This is a genomic window from Streptomyces sp. NPDC005722 (assembly GCF_040630935.1).
Taxonomy (GTDB): Bacteria; Actinomycetota; Actinomycetes; order Streptomycetales; family Streptomycetaceae; genus Actinacidiphila.
The window spans coordinates 90,163-107,410 of record NZ_JBEXYN010000012.1; the positions used below are offsets into that span (position 1 = coordinate 90,163).

21 protein-coding genes are annotated in these 17,248 nt (G+C 72.4%); 10 read left to right on the plus strand and 11 right to left on the minus strand.

Going from position 1 to position 17,248, the window contains the following annotated elements:
* Positions 1–114: 114 nt before the first annotated feature.
* A complete protein-coding gene (locus ABZ479_RS16415; RefSeq protein ID WP_500462239.1) occupies positions 115–888 on the minus strand; it encodes a sulfite exporter TauE/SafE family protein in 774 nt (257 codons plus the stop codon).
* Positions 889–1,129: 241 nt separating this feature from the next.
* Here ABZ479_RS16415 and ABZ479_RS16420 point away from each other — a divergent pair, with 241 nt between their 5' ends.
* The 5 genes from ABZ479_RS16420 (at position 1,130) to ABZ479_RS16440 (ending at position 5,457) form a co-directional block, all read left to right on the plus strand.
* Positions 1,130–2,038, plus strand: coding sequence for a LysR family transcriptional regulator (locus ABZ479_RS16420; RefSeq protein WP_500462240.1), 909 nt, complete (start codon positions 1,130–1,132; stop codon positions 2,036–2,038).
* Positions 2,039–2,195: 157 nt separating this feature from the next.
* Positions 2,196–2,531: a DUF2975 domain-containing protein gene (locus tag ABZ479_RS16425; protein WP_500462348.1), complete on the plus strand. Its 336-nt coding sequence runs from the start codon at positions 2,196–2,198 to the stop codon at positions 2,529–2,531.
* The gene (locus tag ABZ479_RS16430) at positions 2,531–2,752 is read left to right on the plus strand and encodes a helix-turn-helix domain-containing protein (protein WP_500462241.1); all 222 of its coding nucleotides are present in this window, start codon (positions 2,531–2,533) and stop codon (positions 2,750–2,752) included. Before ABZ479_RS16425 ends, ABZ479_RS16430 begins: the two co-directional genes overlap by 1 nt.
* A gap of 288 nt (positions 2,753–3,040) precedes the next feature.
* Positions 3,041–3,766 carry an ABC transporter ATP-binding protein gene (locus ABZ479_RS16435; RefSeq protein WP_500462242.1) on the plus strand — a complete coding sequence of 242 codons (726 nt, stop codon included), beginning with the start codon at positions 3,041–3,043 and terminating at the stop codon, positions 3,764–3,766.
* Positions 3,763–5,457, plus strand: a complete 1,695-nt coding sequence (locus ABZ479_RS16440; protein ID WP_500462243.1) for a hypothetical protein — start codon at positions 3,763–3,765, stop codon at positions 5,455–5,457. The genes ABZ479_RS16435 and ABZ479_RS16440 overlap by 4 nt, the downstream gene beginning before the upstream one ends.
* A gap of 95 nt (positions 5,458–5,552) precedes the next feature.
* Here ABZ479_RS16440 and zwf read toward each other — a convergent pair whose 3' ends face one another.
* From zwf to ABZ479_RS16455, 3 genes are all read right to left on the minus strand, one after another.
* Positions 5,553–7,016: a glucose-6-phosphate dehydrogenase gene (zwf, locus tag ABZ479_RS16445; protein ID WP_500462244.1), complete on the minus strand. Its 1,464-nt coding sequence runs from the start codon at positions 7,014–7,016 to the stop codon at positions 5,553–5,555.
* A 7-nt stretch (positions 7,017–7,023) separates the two neighbouring features.
* Positions 7,024–8,055: a phosphogluconate dehydrogenase (NAD(+)-dependent, decarboxylating) gene (gnd, locus tag ABZ479_RS16450; protein WP_500462245.1), complete on the minus strand. Its 1,032-nt coding sequence runs from the start codon at positions 8,053–8,055 to the stop codon at positions 7,024–7,026.
* A gap of 279 nt (positions 8,056–8,334) precedes the next feature.
* Positions 8,335–8,652 carry a hypothetical protein gene (locus ABZ479_RS16455; RefSeq protein ID WP_500462246.1) on the minus strand — a complete coding sequence of 106 codons (318 nt, stop codon included), beginning with the start codon at positions 8,650–8,652 and terminating at the stop codon, positions 8,335–8,337.
* 100 nt (positions 8,653–8,752) lie between these two features.
* On the opposite strand from ABZ479_RS16455, the gene ABZ479_RS16460 reads away from it, so the two are divergent.
* From ABZ479_RS16460 to ABZ479_RS16470, 3 genes are all read left to right on the plus strand, one after another.
* Positions 8,753–9,010: a hypothetical protein gene (locus tag ABZ479_RS16460; protein ID WP_500462247.1), complete on the plus strand. Its 258-nt coding sequence runs from the start codon at positions 8,753–8,755 to the stop codon at positions 9,008–9,010.
* Positions 9,011–9,343: 333 nt separating this feature from the next.
* On the plus strand, positions 9,344–9,571 hold the full coding sequence (locus ABZ479_RS16465) for a hypothetical protein (protein ID WP_500462248.1): 228 nt from the start codon (positions 9,344–9,346) through the stop codon (positions 9,569–9,571).
* Positions 9,568–10,071: an Imm1 family immunity protein gene (locus ABZ479_RS16470; protein WP_500462249.1), complete on the plus strand. Its 504-nt coding sequence runs from the start codon at positions 9,568–9,570 to the stop codon at positions 10,069–10,071. The genes ABZ479_RS16465 and ABZ479_RS16470 overlap by 4 nt, the downstream gene beginning before the upstream one ends.
* An 85-nt stretch (positions 10,072–10,156) precedes the next feature.
* On the opposite strand, the gene ABZ479_RS16475 is transcribed toward ABZ479_RS16470, so the two are convergent.
* Positions 10,157–11,248 (minus strand): DNA polymerase III subunit beta family protein, encoded by a 1,092-nt coding sequence (locus ABZ479_RS16475; RefSeq protein WP_500462250.1) that lies wholly within the window; start codon positions 11,246–11,248, stop codon positions 10,157–10,159.
* A 229-nt stretch (positions 11,249–11,477) separates the two neighbouring features.
* Between ABZ479_RS16475 and ABZ479_RS16480 the strand changes: the two genes are divergently transcribed.
* The gene (locus ABZ479_RS16480) at positions 11,478–12,326 is read left to right on the plus strand and encodes an endonuclease/exonuclease/phosphatase family protein (protein ID WP_500462251.1); all 849 of its coding nucleotides are present in this window, start codon (positions 11,478–11,480) and stop codon (positions 12,324–12,326) included.
* Here the strand turns inward: ABZ479_RS16480 and ABZ479_RS16485 are convergent, their stop codons facing one another.
* The 3 genes from ABZ479_RS16485 to ABZ479_RS16495 all read right to left on the minus strand — a co-directional run bounded on the left by ABZ479_RS16485 (position 12,327) and on the right by ABZ479_RS16495 (position 13,741).
* Positions 12,327–12,614, minus strand: a complete 288-nt coding sequence (locus tag ABZ479_RS16485) for a hypothetical protein (RefSeq protein WP_500462252.1) — start codon at positions 12,612–12,614, stop codon at positions 12,327–12,329.
* Between the two features lie 57 nt (positions 12,615–12,671).
* Positions 12,672–13,211 carry a metallophosphoesterase family protein gene (locus ABZ479_RS16490; protein ID WP_500462253.1) on the minus strand — a complete coding sequence of 180 codons (540 nt, stop codon included), beginning with the start codon at positions 13,209–13,211 and terminating at the stop codon, positions 12,672–12,674.
* A gap of 74 nt (positions 13,212–13,285) precedes the next feature.
* Positions 13,286–13,741 carry an LppU/SCO3897 family protein gene (locus ABZ479_RS16495; RefSeq protein ID WP_500462254.1) on the minus strand — a complete coding sequence of 152 codons (456 nt, stop codon included), beginning with the start codon at positions 13,739–13,741 and terminating at the stop codon, positions 13,286–13,288.
* A gap of 317 nt (positions 13,742–14,058) precedes the next feature.
* Between ABZ479_RS16495 and ABZ479_RS16500 the strand changes: the two genes are divergently transcribed.
* The gene (locus tag ABZ479_RS16500) at positions 14,059–14,412 is read left to right on the plus strand and encodes a hypothetical protein (RefSeq protein WP_500462255.1); all 354 of its coding nucleotides are present in this window, start codon (positions 14,059–14,061) and stop codon (positions 14,410–14,412) included.
* 55 nt (positions 14,413–14,467) lie between these two features.
* On the opposite strand, the gene ABZ479_RS16505 is transcribed toward ABZ479_RS16500, so the two are convergent.
* From ABZ479_RS16505 to ABZ479_RS16515, 3 genes are all read right to left on the minus strand, one after another.
* Entirely contained in the window at positions 14,468–15,142 is a 675-nt protein-coding gene (locus ABZ479_RS16505) for a GAP family protein (protein ID WP_500462256.1), read from the minus strand.
* A gap of 230 nt (positions 15,143–15,372) precedes the next feature.
* Positions 15,373–15,885: a glycine-rich domain-containing protein gene (locus ABZ479_RS16510; protein ID WP_500462257.1), complete on the minus strand. Its 513-nt coding sequence runs from the start codon at positions 15,883–15,885 to the stop codon at positions 15,373–15,375.
* A 647-nt stretch (positions 15,886–16,532) separates the two neighbouring features.
* Complete coding sequence (locus ABZ479_RS16515) at positions 16,533–17,117, minus strand: hypothetical protein (protein WP_500462258.1); 585 nt, start codon at positions 17,115–17,117, stop codon at positions 16,533–16,535.
* Positions 17,118–17,248: the final 131 nt, after the last annotated feature.

Here is a 17,248-nt window from a genome sequence, read left to right on the forward strand (position 1 = left end):
GCTGGGCAAAGGCGCCCGGAACGAAGGAAACGTTCGCCCCGCATCCGGCATGTCCCCGGGCCGGCGTGTGCGGCGTATCGAAACGGCATGTCCTGAACGCGGCGGAGGGCTTCCCTACTTCGTCACCAGATGGACCATCGCGCCGACACCGACCGCGACAATCACGCCGCGGAGCACAGCGGGCTTCAGCTTGAGTCCGATCTTGGCGCCGACCTGCCCACCGAGGGTCGAGCCGACCGCGAGGAGGGCGACAACAGACCAGTTGATCGGCGCCCCGAAGGCGTAAATCGTGCCGGCGACGACGTTCACCAGGGCGGAGAGGACGTTTCTCACGCCGTTGAGCCGCTGCAGAGGTTCGGACAGCATCATGCCCATCACCCCCATCATCAACACGCCCTGCGCGGCGGTGAAATACCCGCCGTAGACACCGATCAGAAAGGTGAAGAACAGCAGCAGCGGGGTGATGCCGGGATGGTCCGCTTCCTTGACACCATCGGCTGCGCGGCGTTCCGCGATCCACCCGGAGACCTTGGGCTGGACGGCCACCAGTGCTACGGCGAGGCCGACGAGCAGCGGCAGGAACGACTCGAACGCGTTCGGCGGCAGTGACAGCAGCAGGACCGTGCCGCATATCGCGCCGAAGAACGAGGCGACCGAGAGCCGGGCCAGCTGCGGCCCGAACCCCCTCAGCTCGTGGCGATATCCCATCGCGCCGCTGACGGAACCCGGCGCCACCCCGATCGCGTTCGAGGTGGTCGCGGTCAGCGGCGGGTAGCCGAGCGCCACCAGTACCGGGAAGGTCACGAGGGTGCCCGAACCGACCACCGAATTGATGGCGCCGGCCCAGATTCCGGCGATCAAGATGATCACCGCATGCCACCATGTCATGGCCGCGAAGCCGGCATGGGGGCCACCGCATCGGTGCCGACCGGACGCGAGGAGACCCGCACCTGTGCGGCAGCGGGATGCCGTCCGCCGGGCAGGGTTCGCGAGTTGTGTTCGTCCGTCCGCACCGGACACTCGGGATCGCATTGCGCATGGGTGACCACGACTGCGAGCTTGACAGCGTCACATCGATGCGTCCAATGCGGTTTTGCGGGCTGACGATGCGCCCGCGCATAATGGCTTCGTGACCGACCCCCGTCCCGCGAAGCCCGATGTGGCGGACGTCTTCGCCTCACCGCTGGTTCAATTCCTCGCGATCGCCCGTCACGAAAACCTCACACATGCCGCAGCGGAGCTGGGGGTTGCCCAGTCCAGCCTCAGCCGTGCGCTGGTCCGATGGGAACGCGGGCTCGGGCTCCCCCTGATCACCCGCGTCGGGCGGCATGTCCGATTGACCCGCCACGGCCGAGCCCTCCAGCAAGCGCTGCTGCGATGCTCGGAGGGTCTCGATCGGGCCAGTGCGGATCTTTCCGAGAACCTGGATGGCAACGGAGGTGCTGTAGCTCTCGGATTCCTCAACAGTCTGGGATCTCGTCTGGTCCCTGAGATCTTGCGCGCTTACCGCGGCAGCCACCCTGAAGTGAAGATCACCCTGCATCAAGGAGGATCCGAGTTTCTGCACGACGCACTGCGCGAAGGCGATATCGATCTGTGCCTGACCTCGCCGGCACCGGATTCCTCGGAGTTCGCCGCCGCCAAGCTGCTCACTGAGCAGCTTGTGCTCGTCGTTCCCCCGGCGCACCCTCTGGCCACGCGCAGCCGGGTGGCGCTTGCCGACGTCGCTTCGGAAAACTTCCTTGCCCTGCCCCGCGGATACGGTTTGCGGGCCACTACCGAACAGCTCTGCGCTCTTGCCGGGTTCACTCCGCACATCGTGTTCGAGAGCACCGACACCGCCACCCTACGCGGCCTGACCGCGGCCGGATTCGGCGTCTGCATCCTGGCCACCGCGCCGGACGCGAGCGGCTCGATCGAGATTCCGATCAGTAGCCCGCCGGCGTCCCGTCCCATTCTTCTGGCGTGGTCGATCACGCGCACGGAGAGCAGGGCAACCGCTTCCCTGCGGCAATACATTCTGGATCGCCTGCGTTGAGGAATCGCCCATCATCACTGACTGCGGTTCGCCAGGGGCGGGCGACGGCGCCTACTTCTTGGCGTGTGCGGCATACGGCCGGGCCGGGCACGGACGTGACGGCTGCGCAGTGCTTCGGTGCAGTCGGGTGGCGTCCGATTTGTGCAACTTCGTCAAGATGGAGACGGTTCGCGTAATCGTCAGTCCGCAGGAGGGGGGGGCGAGGGCGTCCCGCCAGGGTGACCCGGAGGGCGGGTCGGTGCCGCTGACCTCGCTTCGCGTGATCACGATCCTGGGCATGGTGACGGTCCAGGTCGCCCTGGTCTGCGTATGGCGGCTGGTGACGATGGTGCGACGCGGTACCGTGTTCTCCCATGCCGCCTTCCGGTACGTGGACGCCGTGATCGGCGCGATCGTGGCGGCTGCCCTGGTGCTGCGGATGCTGCTCGCCCAGGCCGTCGCGCGCGACGTCGAAGCGGCGCAGATGCAGGCCGAGCTGGGCGAGGTGATCTGATGCCGATCGCTGTCGACATCGACGTGATGCCGGCCAGGCGGAAGATGCCCGTGGGCGAACTTGCGGACCGCGTCGGGATCACGCCCGCCAACCTTGCCGTACTCAAGAACGGCCGCGCCAAGGCGGTGCGCTTCGCGACGCTCGCCGCGCTCTGCGAGGTGCTCGAGTGCCAGCCGGGCGACCTGCTGCGCTGGGAGACCGAGGACGCCGTGGTCGGATGACGTGCCCCGGGGCGGACGTGAGAACGCCCGGCACCCACCGGCCCGAGACACGGCACGTGGACCGCATGGACGTGCATCGCCAATCACCTGCGGCGCCACCACCCGCTGCCGGCGGCATCATGCACAGGGCCGGACCCGCCGGCGCCCCGCACGCGGATGGGACCAAGGACACCCGGCGCCGGTGGTTCGCCTCTCAGGCCGAACGTGGAGAATGGCCGGGCCGCTCCGGCCCGTCGTCCCGAGGCCGAAGCGGGGACAGCGTTCGCGGTAGACGAGAGGCCCGGCGACATGGGTGCACCACCATTGCTCGAACTCAGCGGCGTCAGCCGGGTCTACGGCAAGCGCACCGCGCTGGCCACGATGAACCTGCGACTGCGGTCCGGGAAGTGCGTGGCGCTCCTCGGCCACAACGGCTCGGGCAAGTCGACCCTGCTGCGCATAGCGGCCGGCCGGGACCGGCCGAGCACCGGCACGGTGACGTTCGACGGCAAGCCGATGAACGAGAACGACCCCGCGGTCCGGGCCCGGGTGGCCGTGGTCGGCGACACCGCGGCCTGTTACCCCGACCTCACCGTGCGCGAGCACCTGCAGCTGGTGGCGGTGGCCCACGGGGTGGAGGACGCCGGCGACTGGATCAGCCACGTCCTGGCCGAGCGGATGCTGACCGACCACGCCGACGCGCTGCCCGGGGCACTGTCCTCCGGGCAGCTCCAGTCCCTCCTGCTGGCCTCCGCGATGGTCCGGCCGCGCGACCTGCTGCTGCTCGACGAGCCGGAACAGCGACTCGACCCGGGCGCGCGGCGGCGGCTGGCGGACCTGATCAAGAAGGAGACCGCGGACGGCGTCGGTGTGCTGCTGGTCACTCACCACGGGGAGCTGGCCCGGGAGGTCGCCGACCGGGTGCTGGTCCTCAGCGACGGCAAGGTGGTGGCCGACGGCCGCCCGGACGAGGTGCTCGCCACCGGGGCCGACGGGCTGACCTGGCTGGCCGAGAGCCCGGGCGGTGCCCGGTGACCACCCTCGCGGAGGAGACCGAGGGGGCCGGCGAGCACGCGGCGGCCTGGTCCCACGAGGACGACGACTGGACGCGCGAGACGCTGCGGCTGGTCCGTGACCTGCGCACCCCGCACCGCCGCAAGAGGGCCGGACAGATCGGCTACGTCGTGTACTGCGTCGCGCTGCTCCTCGCGGTGTGGGGAGGGCTGCCGAGCCTGGGGCTGTTCCTCGAGAAGTCGATGGGCGCCGACTACTCCGGCCACGGACCGGCGATCCTGGCCGCGCTGCCGGCCGGGTCCTGCGCGCTGGGGCTCGGATGGCTGCTGATCGCCGCCTGGGACGCCCAGTGGCGCGGCCCGGTCGTGCCGCCGCGCGAGACCGTGGACTGGCTGCTGGCCCAGCCGGTGGACGCCGCCCGCGTGCTGCGGCCGTGGTTCTGGGGGGCGGCCGCGATCGCCGGTGGGGCCGGGCTGCTGGTCTCGGTGATCGGCATGGTCGCGCTGGGCCTGACGGTCGGGGTGGGGCTGCCCGCCGCGTTCGGCTGGTGCCTGCTGGGCGGCGTCGGCCTGCCCCTGCTTGCGACCGCGCTGGCCACCGCCGTGGAGGGCAGCGAGCGGGTGGCCCGCTGGGCCCGGCTGGCCACTCCGTACGTCGGCATGGCCGTCCTGGCGCTGACGGCGCAGACCGTGCTGGCGGTCAATGGTCACCGGCTGCCGGGACTGGAACGGGTGGAGCTGTGGTCCGGGCCCTGGGGCTGGGCCGGGCTGGCCGCGCTGGCCCCCACGCCGGCCGCGCTGCCGGGTGGCTGGGCCGCGGGCGGCCTGCTGGCGGTGGTGGTGGCCGGCGCGCTGGTCGCGGCACACCGCTCCGCCGGGTCGCTGGCGCTGTCCGCGGTACGACGCCGTTCGCGCACCGCGACCGGGGTGATGGCCGCGCTGCGCACGGTGGAGTTCCGTACGGCGCGGCAGGCGGTCGCCGGGGTCACCGGCGCGAGCGGGTCGGCACGCTGGCGGCTGCCGGCGCCCCGCCGGGCGCAGCTGGCGGTGCCGTGGCGGGACACGCTCGCGCTGCTGCGGACTCCGGGCCGGCTGGGCCGGGCCGTGGTGCTGGGGGTCCTGGCGGTGCTGGGCGCGGTGCTGGCGGCCTCGGCGCACGGCGGGACGGGCGTGGCCGCGGCGCTCGCGTCACTGGTCTTCGGCTACTGGTCGCTGACCCAGCTGATGGAGTCGGCCCGGGTGGAGACCGACGACACCAGGCGCGCTTCGTGGGCGCCGTACCCGTACCGGGACCTGATGCTGCGGCACACGGCGGTGCCCGTCGTGCTGGGGCTGGTGGGCGCGCTGGTCGCGGCGGGGGTGCTGGCCGGGGAGGGCGCGGGGGCCCGCGCGTTGCTGGCGCCGGCCCTGGTGCCGCCGCTGGTGGGCGCTTCCCTGGTCAACGCCTGCCGGGGTGCGACCAAGCACCATCTGCTGATGTCGTCGGCCCAGTCGCCCACAGGCAGCATGGGCCCGGTGCTGTTCCTGGGCTGGTACGGCGCCGGGACGCTGGCGGCGGTGGTCACACTGGTCGTCCCGTTCCTGACCGCGCTGCATTCCGGCTCGGCCGCTTCGATCGTCACCGCTGTCGTGGCGAGCGCCATGGTGACGGGGATCATGGTGCGCTGGGCGGTCACACGGATCGGGAACCTGACCGCTCCCCTGGCGGACTGACGGAGGTGCCGGTGGCCCGCGCCGCCGGCACCCCCTCGTGTCACGCCCGTTATGCCCGCTGTGACGATGCGCCGGGGCCGGCCCCCGCGGAGCGCTCACTTCCGGTGCGGCAGGCTCCAGTGGTACGGCGCGATCAGCCGGCGGACGCTGTCCGGGCCCCAGGACCCGGGCGCGTACGGTTCGACCGGCGGCGGGTCCTCCAGCAGGGGCGTCGACGCCTCCCACAGGCGCTCGATGCCGTCCGAGCGCGTGAACAGCGACTGGTCGCCCAGCATCGCGTCCAGCAGCAGGCGCTCGTAGCCCTCCAGCGCGTGCAGGGAGTTGAAGGACTCCGCGTAGCTGAAGACCATCTCCGCCCGGCTCAGACGCATGGCCGGGCCCGGGTCCTTCACCAGGAACGAGGCCGTGATCCGGCCAGGGTCGTCGAAGTCGATCACCAGCGCGTTGCTGCGGGCCCCGGCGTGGCCGCGCGCGGCCAGCGGGAACATGCGCAGGGCCGGCTCCCGGAAGCCGAGCGTCACGACGTGCCGCGCCTCGGCCAGCGACTTGCCCGAGCGCAGGTAGAACGGCACCCCCGCCCAGCGCCAGTTGTCGATGCCCACGCGCAGGGCGACGAACGTCTCGGTGTCCGACCCCGGGTCCACGCCCGGCTCGGACCGGTACCCCTCGTACTGCCCGCGGACGACATGGGCCGGGTCCACGTGCTGCAGCGACTCGAAGACCTTCTCCTTCTCGTCCCGCAGGGACTGCGCCTGCAGCGCCGTGGGCGGTTCCATGGCGATGAATCCCAGCAGCTGGAAGAGGTGCGTGACGATCATGTCCCGGAACGTGCCGGTGCCCTCGAAGAACTGGGCGCGGCCCTCGATGCTGATGCTCTCCGGCACGTCGATCTGCACGTGGCTGATGTGGTCGCGGTTCCAGACCGGCTCGAAGAGGCCGTTGGCGAAGCGGAGGGCGAGGATGTTGTCGACCGACTCCTTGCCGAGGAAGTGGTCGATGCGGAAGACCCGGGACTCGTCGAAGACGGCGTGGATCGACGCGTTGAGCGCGCGGGCGGAGGCGAGGTCGGTGCCGAAGGGCTTCTCCACGATCACCCGGGCGTTCTCGGCCAGGCCGCTCGCCCCGAGCGTCTCCACCACGGAGGTGAAGGCGCTCGGTGGCACCGCCAGGTGGAACAGGCGCCGCGGGCTGCCCCCGATGGCCTGCTCGGCCTCCTGCACGGCAGCGATCAGCGGCCCGGCGGCGCCGGGGTCGCACGCGCCGAACGACAGCGCGGCCTCGAACTCCTCCCACGCCCGGCCCTGGGGCTTCGACCGGCCGAACTCGGCGACCGCGTCCCGTGCGTGCTTGCGGAACTCCTCGTCGCTCAGCGTGCTCTGGGCCGGTGCCGAGCCGACGATCCGGTAGCGGGCCGGCAGCAGTCCCGCCTTGGCGAGGTGGAACAGCCCGGGCAGCAGTTTGCGGCGGGCGAGGTCGCCGGTCGCGCCGAACAGGACGACCACGTGGTCCTCGGGGACCGGGCCGTGAGCGGGCGAGGTGGAGGAGGGGGAGTGGGACATGGCGGCCTCACCCGGTCTTCTCGGCGTGGCCGCCGAACTCGCCACGCATCGCGGACAGCACCTTGTCGCCGAACTCGCCGAGGCCGCGTGAGGCGTACCGCTCGGCGAGCGAGGCGCTGATGACGGGCGCGGGCACGCTCTCGTCGATCGCCGCCTGGACCGTCCAGCGGCCCTCCCCGGAGTCCGAGACCCGGCCGGTGAACTGGTCCAACTGCGGTGAGCGGGCGAGCGCGTCGGCGACGAGGTCGACCAGCCAGGAGCCGATCACGGAGCCGCGCCGCCACACCTCGGCGACCTCGGCCACGTCGATCTCGTACTGGTACGCCTCGGGTTCGCGCAGCGGCGCGGTCTCGGCGTCGACCGTCCTGCGGCCGAGCCCCGCGTCCGCGTGCCGGATGATGCTGAGGCCCTCGGCGATGGCGGCCATCATCCCGTACTCCACCCCGTTGTGGACCATCTTCACGAAGTGGCCGGCGCCGCTGGGACCGCAGTGCAGGTAGCCCTCCGGCGCCGTGCCGTCGGTCCGGGTCCTGCCGGGCGTGGGCTCGGCGTTCCCGCGGCCGGGGGCGATGGTGCGGAAGACGGGGTCCAGCCGCGCCACCGGCTCGTCCTCGCCGCCGATCATCAGGCAGTAGCCGCGGTCCAGCCCCCAGACGCCGCCGGACGTCCCGCAGTCGACGTAGTGGATCCCCCGGCCGGCGAGCTGCCGGGCGCGGGCCATGTCGTCGCGGTAGTAGGAGTTGCCGCCGTCGATGACGGTGTCGTCGGCCTCCAGCAGGGCGGTCAGTTCGTCGAGCGTCGACTGCACGACCCCCGCGGGGACCATCAGCCACACGTTCCGCGGGGGTGCCAGCTTCGCCACGAAGTCCTCGAGGGAGGCTGCGGCCGTGGCCCCCTCCTTCTCCAGCTCCAGCATGGCGTCGCGGTTGAGGTCGTGGACGACGCAGGGATGGCCGTCGCGCATCAGCCGGCGCACGAGGTTGGCGCCCATGCGGCCGAGGCCGATCATGCCGAGCTGCACGGGTGAGTCGGTGGCCATCGTCGGTTCCCCGTTCCTCGGCGGCCTCCAGCGGGCCGAAGTCCTGTCCGCCCACGCCTCAGGGCGGTCCTTGGAAATCTACCCATTCGTGGCATTCGGGGCGATGGCGGGACGACGTGCCGTCGGCCCGGGTGCGACGGGCGAAGCCGGTCGTGACCTGCGGTGACCTCGCCTGCCGGAGGCGCCGGCGGGTTGCGCCGTACCGGTGACGTTCCTGTCGGGCCGCCCGGGGGCGGGCGGGGCGGTGTCCTCGCGGCCGCCCCGCCCGGTGGGCGCGCGTCAGTGCGCGACGGCGCAGTTCCGCCAGGCCGTGGCCAAGGCGCGGGGGATCTGCGGGATGGCGCGGCAACCGCCCTCGCTCGGGGGGAAGCCGTCGGTGGCGACGTAACTCCAGTCGCCCCCGGAGGCGGCGCGGAAGTACTTCATCGCGCTGCCCTCGTCCTGCAGGCCCACCAGCTCGCCCTCGGTCGCGCCCCGGGTGGGCTGGAACTGCGTGGCCGCGTAGCGGACGGTGCCGCACTGGCCGTAGAAGAACCGCTGCGGCTCCGGCTCGATGTGCGCGAAGCGCGGGAAGCCCCGCTGGTACGCCCGCGTCACCGCGGCCTTGACCTCCCCGCCGGCGGCCAGGTTGCGGCAGCCGGGGACGGAGGCGGGCGCCTTCCGCGCGCCGGCGGTGGAAGGGGACGAGGACGTCGGGGTGGCCGACGGGACGGAACGGGAGGGCGACGTTGAGGGGGAGCCGCTCGCCGACGCACTCGCGGATGCGTTCGCCGACGTGCTCGCGGACGCCTCCGCCGGGGCCGACGTGCTCGGCGCGGGCGAAGTGGCCGTACGGGCAGCGGAGTCGGAGCCGGAGGAACCGGTGCACCCCGTCAGCAACAGGACCCCGCCCAGCAGTGCAGCAGCCATGGGGACACCTTTGAATCCGGACAACGTGACGCTCCTCGCTGGTTGACGAACCTCGTGCGTACGGCCTCGGCCGACGGAGGCGCAGATCGCTCGCCTCTCACTACTACGCCGCGGCACCGCCGGGTTGCACAGGAGGCCGGATCGACGGTTGCGATTTCGCATACGCGCACACGGTGCGGGGATGTGCGGGGATCGGGTGAGCGGCCCCGCGGGGCCAAGGGGACGTGTTCCGGTGGATGTTCGCGTCTGCGGCAAAGGCGTCACCCGCGCTGCGAAACCGCGAAGCCCCCTGTCCGACGCCGGAGGCGGCCGGGCAGAGGGCTTCGCATGTGTGCCGCCGCTAATGCAGGGCGCCGTCCCAGTCTCGGTGGGGGCACCGGTGAAGCTCGAATGGAAGATGCGGAACAAGATGGGGGAGGGTGTGGAGCTGCACATCGTCATCAATGCCGGCTATGTGTGTCCAAAGGTGGCAAACCGTAACGCGAAGGGCTGCAAGCAGGCGGTTCCTGCCATCCTCTGGGAGGACCAGATGATCTGGGTACACGTTCCGGGATTGCTCGATCCATTACCGCTGGAAGGTGTGGTGAAAAGAGGTGGGGACGGGTGATTGTCCTTGGTGAGTTCAATGCGGGCGAAATCTATGCGCGTACCGAGCGGGAAGTGGATGACCTGATCGACCACGTCATGAACGATCTTCTGCAGGGAGGCGTAACCTCGGACGGCTTCGAGGTCATACCCGAGAGGGCTGTGATCAGCATCGTCGAGGGACGATACCCCGAAGAGACAGATGAGAGATGGTCCGGCAACTTTCTGTATGTCTCAGTGAACATCAAGCATGGTTACGGTGCACTGAAATGGTGGACCCGTAGGGTTCCTGAGGGGGCGCCTGAGGACGACGTAACCCGTTTCGTATGGACGTCAGGAAACCCCAACCCGCCCTCATTCGAACCCGGGTTGATCGCGGACCCCGGTGATCCACGTTATTACCCACGGGAAGCAGCGATCCCAGTGGCGCAAGTCCGCGCAGCTCTGGAGGAATTCTGCCGATCCCGAACGGGTGGACGGCCAGAATGTGTGCCGTGGCTGCTGCTTGACCAGTCCGTGTAAGGGACGGGTCCCCTCGCACTTCGCGCCCTGGTTGCCCCCGGCACGGCCGGGGGCAACCAGGAGGCCCGGTACGGGCCCGCCAGGGTCACGCGTCCAGGCGCACCGGCATCAGGAGCGAGAACGTGCCGTCGGAGTCGTCCGGGCGGCGGATCGCCAGGGGGGCCGTGGGGGCGCCGAACTCCAGGACCAGCCGGTCCGGGGCCCCGGCGGCGAGGGCCTGGAGCAGGTACTCGCGGTTGACGGCGACGTCGTCCGGGCCCTCGTCGCCGTCCCCGCACACGCCCACCGTGCCGTCGGCCGCCACCGTGAGCACGCTGATCTCCGGGGACTTCCCGTCCTGCTCCCGCACTTCGCCGGCGCGGACCGGACCGGTCTCCAGCACGGTACGCAGCGCCGGGACCTCGACGGGGACACGGCGCCCCTCCGGCAGGCGCACGATGCGGCGGTAGTCGGGGAAGTCGTGGTCGAGGCAGCGACCGGCCGCCTGACGGTCCCCGGCCGCCAGGGTCACGCGGTCGCCCTCGACCGTGAACTCCACCGGCGCGTCACCGCCGGCCAGCAGTGCCCGCATGGCGTCGGCGAGCGGCGACGGCACGAGGACCTGCCTGCGGGGACCGCCGTGACCGGTGACGCCGGTCCGCGCGACCGCCATCCGGTACCGGTCGGTGGCGACGACCTGGAGCGTCCCGTCCTCGACGTCGAACAGGACACCGCCCAGCACGGGCAGTTCGGGATCGGTCCCGGCGGCGAAGCGGACCGCGTCCAGCGCGGCGGCCAGGGCGGACGCGGGGACGGTCAGGCGGACGGCGCCTTCGGCGACGGGAGTGGACATGGGGTTCTCCTTGCGGTCGAGTAGGGCCCGGATCGCGGAGAACTCGGCGCGGGCGTCGGACAGCCCCCGTTCCAGGCGGCGCAGTTGCGCCTCGAGCAGCTTCCGGACGAGTCCGGTGTCCTCGCCGGACCAGCCGGCCAGCACCAGGCGGACGTCCGCGAGCGGCATGCCGGTCCTGCGCAGCCGGGCCAGCAGCCTGGCCTCCTCGAGTTGTTCGGGGCCGTACCAGCGGTAGCCGCTCGACGGGTCCACCCGGGTCGGGACCAGCACCCCTGCGGTGTCGTAGAACCGCAGTGCGCTCACTCCCAGTCCACTGTCCCGGGCCAGCTCACCGATGCTGCGCATGTCGTTCTCCACACCCGGGACTCTGCCCCCTCCACCAGGTCGAGGGTCAAACGCCTTCCGGCCGGCCACTCCGACGGCGGGCCCGACCACGGCCGCCGGTCGGTGGGTTGAACGGCGTGTGACGTCCGGCACCGGGGAGGGGCCGCGGTCTTCACCCGCCCGTCACGCGTCCGCCAGCGGGCCCGACCACGATCGTGACCGTTCCTGTAGCCGTCCCGGGAGGACCGTCATGCTGCGCCGGACCCTGTCCGCACTCGCCGTCGTCGTCGCGCTCACCGCCGGTACCGCCGGTACCGCCTCCGCCACGGTCGGGACCCCGGCCGCCGAGGGCCGCGGCGCCCGCGTGCTGGACGTGATGACGTTCAACATCCACCACGCCCAGGGCACCGACGACGTGCTCGACGTCCCGCGGATCGCGGACGTCGTCCGCCGCAGCGGCGCCGACGTGGTCGGCCTGCAGGAGGTCGACAACCACTACTCCGCGCGCAGCGACTGGGCCGACCAGGCCGCCGACCTCGCCGGACTGCTCGGCTACCACGTCGTCTTCGGCGCCAACATCGACAACGCGCCCCCGGCCGGCAGCGACCACCGGATCCAGTACGGCACCGCGATCCTCTCCCGCTACCCGATCACCGCGTCGGAGAACACCTGGCTCCACAAGTCGCCCGGCCAGGAGCAGCGCGGGCTGCTGCACGCCACCTTGAACGTGCGCGGCAAGTCCGTCCAGTTCTACTGCACGCACCTGGCGGCCGGCTCGCAGACCGACCGCCTCCAGCAGACCCCGCAGATCGTCGACCTGATCGGCGACAAGGAGCCGGCCGTCCTCGTCGGCGACTTCAACGCCCTGCCGGCCGCCCCCGAGTCCCAGCCGCTGCAGTCCCGCTACACCGACGCGTGGGCCCGTTCCGCGCACGGCCGCGGCGACGGTGCGACGTACCCCGCCGAGGCCCCGACCGAGCGCATCGACGCCATCTACACCACCCGCGACGTCAAGCCGCTGGTGACCCGCGTGGTGCAGGCCGACCCCACGGCCTCCGACCACCTGCCGCTGGTCAGCAAGGTCCTGGTCACCCCCTGATCAGGAGCCGGGGCCCAGCCGCTGCACCACCGAGCGGAGCTGGTCGGGGTCGAGCTCGTACACCGTCTCGCCCGCCCGCGGGTCGCGCGCGTGCAGCACGTGGAAGAGCGGGGCGTACGGGCCGCCGAGGTCGACGAGGGTCGACGAGGCGCCGCGTACCGCCCGCTCGGTGCCTTGCGGGCCGGTGAGGTCGATGCGGCTGAGGACCCCCGGGGTCACCCACACCGGGACCGGGCCGAGGTGGCCGAAGAGCTGCAGGTGGAAGTGGCCGCACAGGACGAGCCGCACGTCCGTGCCGCGCAGCGCGTCCGCCAGTGCGGCCCCGTCCTGCAGCCCGAGGGCCTTCTAGGTCGCCACGTCGAGGGTGACGGGCGGGTGGTGGAGGACCACCACCGTTCCGTGCGGGGCGGGTTCGGCCAGCACTTGGCGGAGCCAGTCGAGCTGACGCGGGCCGACCCGGCCGTACACCTTGCCGGGGACGAGCGAGTCGAGGGTGACGAAGCGGTGGCCGCCGATCACGCTGACGGCCGCCCGCTCGCCCTCCGGGGAGTCGACGACGGCGGTCGCGAGGTCGCCGCCGTCGGCTCCCAGGTGGCCGCTGCCCAGCACCTTGGCGAACGCGCCGCGCTCGTCGTGGTTGCCGGTGCAGAACACCACGGGGGCCCGCCGGGCCGCGGCGAACTCCCGCACCATGTCGCGGGCGGCGGTGTACGCCTCCGCGGAGCCGTCGTCGGCGACGTCACCGCTGACGACGACGGCGCCGACGTCCGGGACGGAGCCGAGGGCGGCGAGCATCCGGCGCAGGGACTCCCGCGCGTCGATCCCGCGCGAGTTGGGCCCCTCGACGGGGCCGATGTGGATGTCGGACAGGTGGAGGATCCGCATCCCGACCACGGTACGCATCGCCTGACGCAACGTCACCGGGGCCGGGAGGCGGACTCAGCGGTGCCGGCGTGCGGTCACTTCAGCCGTTCGAGACAGAGCGTGAAGTCCCGGCCGGAACCGCCCTGGGTGTAGCGGCTGTACTGCTCCTCGCAGGTTCCGTCCGTCCCGGACTGCCTGTCGGCCACCTTGAACTGGGCCTTGGCGTCGCCGCAGTCCACGATCTCGAACTCCGGGTCCCCGACGGAGATCACGCCCGTGGCCGCCGCGTTCCCCGCGTGCAGGCAGTCGCCGGCGTCGGCGGTCGCGGCGCCCCCGAACCAGGTGGTGTAGCCGCCGTAGGCCACGACCCCGATCACCACCACGCTGAGGATTCCCTTGAGTACGCCCTTGACGCTCCGGGGGCGCCGGGGCGCGGGCGGGGGGACCTGCGGGCCGGGCACGCTGTACGGGTTGCCGCCCTGGGCTCCGTACGGGGCGGGCGGCTGCGCTTGCGAGTACGGGTTGCTGCCGGGCGGCGGCGGAGTGGTCATCTCGGTTCCCCCTGGGGTGCGTCGACGCAAGGTGATGTGGCCGGTGGAAGCTACCACCGGGACCCGCGCGCGGGGCCGGGTAGCCGGAATCCGTGGCCTTGACGTGACCCTGTGCGCCGGCCGCGTCACCGCGACGAGCACGGGACCGGGTAACGCCTCCACGCCGAACTCGGCGCACGGCTGCCGCCCGACTACCAGGTGATCGTCGACGCGTACGCCCCGGTCCGGATCAACTGCCACCTGTACCTGAGCCACCGGCGACCGAGTCCTGGAACCTGGTCCAGTGGATTCGGGAGACCGTCAAGGCGTGGTCGGCGGTGCCCTGGGACGCGCTCGATCTCGACCCGGACGAGGACCCCCGCCGGCTCTTCGGGCTCGAGGAGCTGAGCTTCGGCACCCGCAAGGGCCTGTGGCCGATCGCGGACACCGACCGGGGGGAGACGGTCCTCCTTTCCGCGGCCGCCGATGACACCCGGATCGTGGTGAGCTGCCACGACACCTGGGCGGAACACCGCATGAGCTTCGCCGAATGGCTGCACCGCTACCTGATCGGCGAGGACATGACCGGTCCCAACAGCGCGGCCTTCCACCCGCCCGTCCGGCTGCAACACCTCCCCATGTCCGCCGGCGAACGGACCCGCCCCTGGTACGGCCCGGACCGCGGTATGTGAGGCGCCGGCACCCACCGGCCGGGCCGCCCCCCGGCGCGTCCCGCCCGGCGCGCGGTCAGGCGAGGACGCCGATGCCGTCCCCCAGGAGCTTCAGGCCGAGGACGAGGAACAGGACGGCCATGATGGCCGCGTTGTGCCGGGCGGCCAGGTCCCGCCAGTTGGCGAGGATGCCCTTGGCCCGTTCGCCCATGCACAGGTACACGGCGAGCGGGGCGAGGACTCCGAGCGACGCGATGACCACGAAGACGGCCAGCGCCCCGATCTGCTGCGGCACGGGGATGCCCGACGAACTGATGGAGGCGCCGGCGGCGATGGTCAGCGGGGCGTTCTTGGCGTTCGCGGCCGAGAGCAGCAGCCCGAGGCCCAGCACCTTCGGCGGGGTGAAGCGGTCGATCGCCGCCATCCACGAGGGCAGCCGCGCCTGTGCGGGATCGCGTGGACGTCCCCGCCACTGCCGGGCGGCGAAGAGGACGAGCAGCACACCCAGCGCCAGCTTGAGCGCCCCGACCCATGTGGCCGGCTGGTGGGACGCCGACGCCCCGCCCGGGCCGCCCACCGCCAGCATGATCGCACCGAGGACGGACAGGCCCAGGAGCCAGCCGACGGCGAACAGCGTGCCGTTCAGCCGTCCCTGCGGGGTGGCCAGGATGAGGATGATCGCCACGATGGGGAGCGGGCTGACCGCGACACCGGCGGCCAGGCCGAGCACGTCGCCGACGGCGTGTCCCAAGGCGTCCTCCTCGAAGGCGGAGAGTTCCCGTGCCCGTGCCCGTGCCCGTGCCCGTGCGCGCCGCGACGACAGGGTGGTGGTGCGCGCCGGCCGGGCTCACGGGTCGATCGTGGGACGGCGGTGACGCGGCGGCTCGGTGACCGTGCCGTACGGGTGACCGGCGGGCGCGATGCCGGCTCACCGTGGGGGAGGGCCCGGCGCCCCGGGCGATGCGCCGGGCCCTTCGCGGTCTACCACCAGATGACGACGTATCCGGGGCCGCCGGGCAGGCCGTCTCGATCGTTGGGGGGAGCGTGAGGGGCGCCGTTGCCGCCGATGCCCGCGGCCGGTGGTGCCGGGATGATGCCGTCCACGGCCGGACGACCCCCCAGGCCCCCGATGCTGCCCCCGCCGGCCCCGCCGACGGCACCTTGCCGGACCGTGCCCTGGCCGGTGCAGGAGCCGGTGCCGCCGGTGCCGCCGGCATTGCTCGTGGAAGCCAGGCCGCCCAGTGCCGTCACGACGCCGCCCAGACCGTTGTCCACCGTGCTGGGCGTGCCTGGCTGGCCGATCGTGGTCTCGGTTCCGCCTGCTCCTCCTGTGCCGACGTCCACCGTGACCGGTGTGCCCACCTGGACGGGGAGGACGCACCAGACGAAGCCCCCGCCGCCGCCGCCCGGTCCGGCGTTGATGTCACTTCCCGAACCTCCTCCGCCGGCACCCCATGCCTGGACGAAGACCGAGGTGACCCCGGCGGGCGGCACGAATTGACCGTCGCTGAGGAAGTCCACCAGGCCGTGGGCCGGGGTGGTTCCGGGCGGCCCCTGCGGTCCGACGGGTCCCTGAGGGCCTGCGGGACCGACGGGTCCCTGCTCCCCGGTCTCGCCCTGGGGGCCCGCCGGACCGGCGGGACCGACGGGGCCCTGCGCTCCCGGCGCTCCCGGTGGTCCGGGTGGCCCAGGAGGTCCGGGCAGGCCCGGCGGCCCGGGAATCCCGGGGCGCCCCGGGTGCCCGTGGTACCCCGGGCGGCTGGGGCAGTACCCGGGGAGGTAGGGGAGCAGCAGGCACGGGTCGGCGAGGGCGGTTCCCGCGCCGGGCTTCACGACGCCGGCGGCGCCGGCGTCGGTACTCCCCGCATGCGCGGCACCTGTCAGAGCACCGAACGCCAGGGCCACGCCCGCTGCCATCGCCCACACCGTCCGAGATGCAGCCATTCCGGACAACACGTCACCTCCAGGAAAGGGTCCGCTACGGGCGGCAGCTGCCGGCGACGGCAGAGAGAAGCCGTGATGGACAGCGGCGAGCCCTCAGCAAGAATCACCCTGTGTGACGTGACGCGCACATCCGCAGGCCGACCGGGTGATCCGGCGCGTGGAGCCGATCAGCTGCCGGAGCGTCAGGCGACGGCCCGTCACGGAGCCGGAACGGTGCGGCGCGTGACCCAGAAGCGACGGAGGGCCCAGGCGGCGCCGAGTACGGCGCCCGCCCAGACGATGATCTCGGCGGTGAGGATGCCCGGTGTCACGGTGAGGTGCGGCCGGGGTGGCAGGACGACCATTTGCGTCGCGGCGCCCACGGGAACCACCAGGGCCGCGAGCAGGCCGACCAGTCCGGGCCTCCTGATGGCCGCCCCGATCACTCCCAGGGCGGGCCCGAGGAAGACGCAGACCGCCAGCCAGACGACGATCGCCGACATCCCATCGGTGCCGGCGGCCGACTCCGTCACGAAGTAGCCCACCGTGGCCGAGAACAGCGCCGACATCGCGGCCGCCACACCGCGGCCCCATGTCGCACCGAGCCAGCCCGCCGCCACTCCGAGCGCCGCCCAGCACCAGCCCGCGTCCGTCAGAAGGCCCAGCACCTTGGCGGCTTTGGCCAGGCCCGTGCCGTGCAGCGGCATCCCCCACCGCGTGTAGGGCGACGAGATGATGTTCGCGAACGCGGTCGCCGCCCCGAACAGCAGGCCCAGCAGCAGGCTCCCCGCTGTGATCTTCATTCGGCGAGGCTAGCGGGCGTCTTGCCCCGCTCGCTCTCAATGCCGCGGATTCATGGGCTTGTTGAGGTGGGGGCGAGCGTGCCGCCGGAGGCCGGCCGGAAGGCCCCGTGGAGCGCAAAGCGCCCGCCTCC

Excerpts from the sequence above, each read along its gene's own strand:
- ABZ479_RS16415 (WP_500462239.1), bottom strand. The coding sequence starts at position 888 with ATGACATGGTGGCATGCGGTGATCATCTTGATCGCCGGAATCTGGGCC.
- ABZ479_RS16430 (WP_500462241.1), top strand. The coding sequence starts at position 2,531 with ATGCCGATCGCTGTCGACATCGACGTGATGCCGGCCAGGCGGAAGATG.
- ABZ479_RS16490 (WP_500462253.1), bottom strand. The coding sequence starts at position 13,211 with ATGCGGATCCTCCACCTGTCCGACATCCACATCGGCCCCGTCGAGGGG.
- ABZ479_RS16515 (WP_500462258.1), bottom strand. The coding sequence starts at position 17,117 with ATGAAGATCACAGCGGGGAGCCTGCTGCTGGGCCTGCTGTTCGGGGCG.
- ABZ479_RS16480 (WP_500462251.1), top strand. The coding sequence starts at position 11,478 with ATGCTGCGCCGGACCCTGTCCGCACTCGCCGTCGTCGTCGCGCTCACC.
- ABZ479_RS16475 (WP_500462250.1), bottom strand. The coding sequence starts at position 11,248 with ATGCGCAGCATCGGTGAGCTGGCCCGGGACAGTGGACTGGGAGTGAGC.
- ABZ479_RS16425 (WP_500462348.1), top strand. The coding sequence starts at position 2,196 with ATGGAGACGGTTCGCGTAATCGTCAGTCCGCAGGAGGGGGGGGCGAGG.
- gnd (WP_500462245.1), bottom strand. The coding sequence starts at position 8,055 with ATGGCCACCGACTCACCCGTGCAGCTCGGCATGATCGGCCTCGGCCGC.
- ABZ479_RS16435 (WP_500462242.1), top strand. The coding sequence starts at position 3,041 with ATGGGTGCACCACCATTGCTCGAACTCAGCGGCGTCAGCCGGGTCTAC.
- ABZ479_RS16495 (WP_500462254.1), bottom strand. The coding sequence starts at position 13,741 with ATGACCACTCCGCCGCCGCCCGGCAGCAACCCGTACTCGCAAGCGCAG.
- zwf (WP_500462244.1), bottom strand. The coding sequence starts at position 7,016 with ATGTCCCACTCCCCCTCCTCCACCTCGCCCGCTCACGGCCCGGTCCCC.